Origin of the sequence: Arthrospira sp. PCC 8006 (assembly GCF_046480465.1) — a bacterium.
In the GTDB taxonomy this organism is placed as follows: domain Bacteria; phylum Cyanobacteriota; class Cyanobacteriia; order Cyanobacteriales; family Microcoleaceae; genus Limnospira; species Limnospira platensis.
This window is the reverse complement of sequence record NZ_PKGG01000331.1, coordinates 1-3,827: the sequence shown is the minus strand read 5'-3', so window position 1 is coordinate 3,827 and position 3,827 is coordinate 1. Positions and strand designations below refer to the sequence as shown.

At 40.8% G+C, this 3,827-nt stretch carries 6 protein-coding genes; all 6 read right to left on the bottom strand.

The features are described from left to right. On the bottom strand, positions 1-585 hold a 585-nt coding region (locus B9T16_RS26600; protein ID WP_410246169.1), incomplete at its 3' end, for a sterol desaturase family protein. 75 nt (positions 586-660) lie between these two features. Beyond that, positions 661-900, bottom strand: coding sequence for a hypothetical protein (locus tag B9T16_RS26595; protein ID WP_410246168.1), 240 nt, complete (start codon positions 898-900; stop codon positions 661-663). Between the two features lie 139 nt (positions 901-1,039). Continuing rightward, positions 1,040-1,291 carry a UPF0175 family protein gene (locus B9T16_RS26590; protein WP_410246167.1) on the bottom strand — a complete coding sequence of 84 codons (252 nt, stop codon included), beginning with the start codon at positions 1,289-1,291 and terminating at the stop codon, positions 1,040-1,042. 231 nt (positions 1,292-1,522) lie between these two features. Further along, entirely contained in the window at positions 1,523-2,548 is a 1,026-nt protein-coding gene (locus B9T16_RS26585; RefSeq protein ID WP_410246166.1) for a hypothetical protein, read from the bottom strand. A gap of 2 nt (positions 2,549-2,550) precedes the next feature. Then, on the bottom strand, positions 2,551-3,102 hold the full coding sequence (locus tag B9T16_RS26580) for a J domain-containing protein (RefSeq protein ID WP_410246165.1): 552 nt from the start codon (positions 3,100-3,102) through the stop codon (positions 2,551-2,553). A gap of 265 nt (positions 3,103-3,367) precedes the next feature. Then, positions 3,368-3,827 (bottom strand): hypothetical protein (locus tag B9T16_RS26575; protein WP_410246164.1); only part of this gene is annotated, 460 nt, incomplete at its 5' end.

Genomic DNA, 3,827 nt, shown 5'->3' with positions numbered 1-3,827 from the left:
ATCATATCCGAAGATGAAGATAGGCAAAATGTCAGTTAAGGTAGTGATCACATATTCTAGCAGGCTTTTGTGACCCGCCACAAAACTTGAGGAGTCGCGAAATTCATGGTGTTTAAGATGTATCTTTAGTAGGGATTTTCGGTGCAATAGCCGATGGGAGATGTAAAAGCAAAAGTCTGCACAGAAAATCCTCATTAAGAACCATCCAAGGTTGAGGATGAGGCTATTCTCTCGATGAACCTCTGGAGCTAAACAAAGAATAATAGATGCTGCAACTAATGACTTGATCTCTCCCAAGACAACTCCTTTGAACGTAAATTTAGGAAATGGTTGTTCCTTGACTTTGACTACTCTTGCTTTCAGTTTTTTCGCGATAATAGGATTCGTTTTAATGCCGTTCTCAATGAGAAAGCCAATTCCATAAAATGAAAGGGAACCCATTGCCCAATACAGAATTATTTGGGATATCAAGGTAATTTGTATATCTGCCCAAAAATAAGCAAATATTTGCTGAAAAATTGTGCAAACAATAGCAACTTTTAGGTAAAATTCGATGCTCGGGAAGAAACTCAGAAATTTTTGCATTGAGTGGGTATGTTTAAAAAATGGGAGGTTTTTGTTTAATCACATAAATACAAATGTTTGTGTCGAGTAAGAATCTCATTCAAACATATCCTCTCGTACCGGAAGTTGAGGTTGTTCTCGAACTTCCAAAAAGTCCGGGCTCAAATGAGATAAGTTATTCCACCAAGTTTCATCAAAACATGGCGTTTCCTGAGAGTCTTGTTCCTGAGTTAGGCGATCGCCAGCCCTAACCTGATTAACATAGGCTAAAACCCGTTCAAATTGGGATTCCGGAAGGGTTTGAATGGCTTGAATCAGTTTTTCTCTGGCTGTCATCTGTTGTTCACCTCTATAATGTGGGCATGGCCTAACCTCATCATGGCTCACTGTATTATAAGGCGATCGCCGTCAAACCAATTTTAATGATGATTAACAATAGCCAGATTGGAAAGAGCAGAAGTATCGCTGACAACAATCATAGCCAGCCGCGATCGCGCAGGTGCTGGACATCCTGTTCAAAATCTGCTACATCGTAGTGAACACAGATGCCACGCTCTGCCAGCAGCTTTTGAAACTCCATAATATCCATTGTCGCAATTGTGCTGGCACGGCTGAGAGAAACCCGCTCTTGTTCAAACAGGGCCACAGCAATTTCCCTAAGCCAGTCCTTCTGATTAAAGGTTTCAGTTTGGCTAAGGCTATCCGGTAGATTCAGAGTAATTTGCATCCGCTCACCTTCCCACACTCACATTAATTTTCTGGGTCAACTGTCAGGATTAGCCTTTTCCCGGCTCGCGCTCCTGACTCAATTATAATCCCGCCGCCGTAAACCCTKACCAATAATAGGCATTAGCAAAGGGGGGGGGTCATCAAATAAACTCAAATAGTCTTCCACCGCTTCCATTCCTTCCTCCGTCGCCTACTGGTCATATTTCAGCCAGTCAAGAACACCAGAACTTTAATCTCTACTTTCAGGTAATGTCCGTTGTACTTGAGCCAATTTAAACATGAGAACTCTTTGCTTATTATGCAAGGTTAAGATTAATTCATGCTTGTCGGGATAGCGCCACTCCACATAATCAATGAAGTCATCGATTGTACAAGTTTTTTGGGTTCCTCCATGCCATTGATGAAAATCTTCATGCAGTCTTTTGTCAATTGTTAAAATGTTATCTGGATCGGCGCTGAGAAAATGATAAGCATTTTTGTCGTAAAGATGATGACCAACCAGTTCAATTCGTGGGTTATACTTATCTCTAACAGCACCAGTCACCTGACAAGTTTTTTGATCTCTATTTTTGGCAAAGTTCATAGCTTTGTCAATTTGTTTGGGATCTGGAGAAGGCGCGATCGCCAGAAATTCTAATACCGGAGGAGCCACTTCACTCACCCGTTTACAATAAGCCCGCCTCTCCTCTGAGCGCAATTTCAAGGACAATTCTATACTGAGTTTTTCTAAGCCAGACAAAGAGAAGAATCTCATGCCGTCATAATCTTCAAAGTCTATATTCATTCTCATAGGAAAATCCGATCTTTGAATATCTCTAAACGCCTGCTCTAACCTGGAGGAAGTGGTAATAAATATCCGGACTACATCTTCTCGATTAAGCCAGTGACGTTTATTTCTGGAAACTAAAGAAGAACTATTTTCATACAGCGCCCTCCGAATCTTTGCATCTATTTGATTGACGCTGTATTTATCTACTAATGCAATCACTCTTTTTAGGGAAATCTGAGTGGCATCGCCTCTCAAATCCAGATAGCTGGCAATAGCCAAAGCTCCTTCCCGGGAAAAAATCCTAATCGGTTGTTGCTTAGTTACATAATTTTGAACCACAAAATGTAACCATTCTTTGAGTCGAATACTTTCATCGGTCGATGCTTGTAGAAAATCAACTATTTCGTCTAAACCTTGTTGAGTTAGCTCTAAAGATTCAGCCAATTTTATTTCTTCAATATAAAAAACTTCTCTATCAAAAGGCATCTTCAAAATCCAGCAATTATACTCTTGTACATATTTTCCACTTGCTCAAAAATTGCTCTGTCACCCGTTACCAAGTTGTCAGGATGATAAATTTTCGATAATTGATAGTAGGCCATTTTGACATCATTCTTGGTAGCGGTTTTTGGGTCTAGTCCAAATACCTGCCAGGGTTTAAAGTATTTAAAAATATCAATTCCATTAATACAACCATATCCTTCCTGGCTTTGCTCATGGGGAAGAATACCCACAAACTTTCGATAGAGTGTTTCCCAGGTTAGTTGTAAGCGAAAGTCTAACTTGTCCATGCCATCAGTAGCCATCCTGAATGCACCAGATTTTTTCAACTCTGATGTATCCTTGACGCTAAACCGCTCATAAATAGCTTTTTTTAGCTCATGAGTCTTCAGTGAATGAGCTTTATTGCTTGACTTTTGCTGTGATATCTCAAGAACGAAATAGGCAAACTGTTCCAAAAGTTTGGAGTCAACTTGCCTGACTTGAGCAAGACGATCTATCTCAGTCTTTACTTCTGGATCTAGAACTACCTGGGTCATGGGAGTACCACCACAACTTTATTTTATTAATTATACCAAGACATTCATGGTAAGTCAAGGAAAGTGCTTGTGGCAAAAAGGTTTCGTATTCTGCGGGTGTTATCCTGTGGGATAACTGCGTTACCCCTGCCCTAAAAACGCGCCACCTGTTGCGCCACATGAAGTGGGCAGGGTCTGACTTCATCATGGCTTAACTCTCCTCCATTATAATCCCGCCGCCGTAAACGCTGACCAATAAATAATAGGCTGAGGCGAAAGGGGGCATCTACAAACTACCGAGTCGATTGGTTAGGTAATCTCTTAAATCTGAAGGACAGGGTAGACGAGGGGCCAGCAATTCAACGATATTGTTCATATTGATCGGCGATCTAATTTTTAGCTTTACTTTTCCGGTTTTGACCTCTTCTTCCAGTCGGTTCAGAAACTTAATGAAACACCAGAGTTCTTGTTTTCCCCGCAACCAAACTTTTGTCGGGAAGGCTTCCAATTCTCTGATGGTAGAGTCAATTGTCCTCGGATCCGGCTGGATCTTTACATTACAGACTCTTCCTAAGTGAGCAAAAATATCAGGTTGMCAGTTGAGCAGAATTTGATAATTTATATCGACAGTCAAGATTGAAATGTTTATATTATTGGTGTTGGGTTTTTCGCCTAATCGACGAGTAGCTAAAAGCCACGCCATCCACGGTATAAAAACTGGACGATAATCTTGTTGGAATTGATGA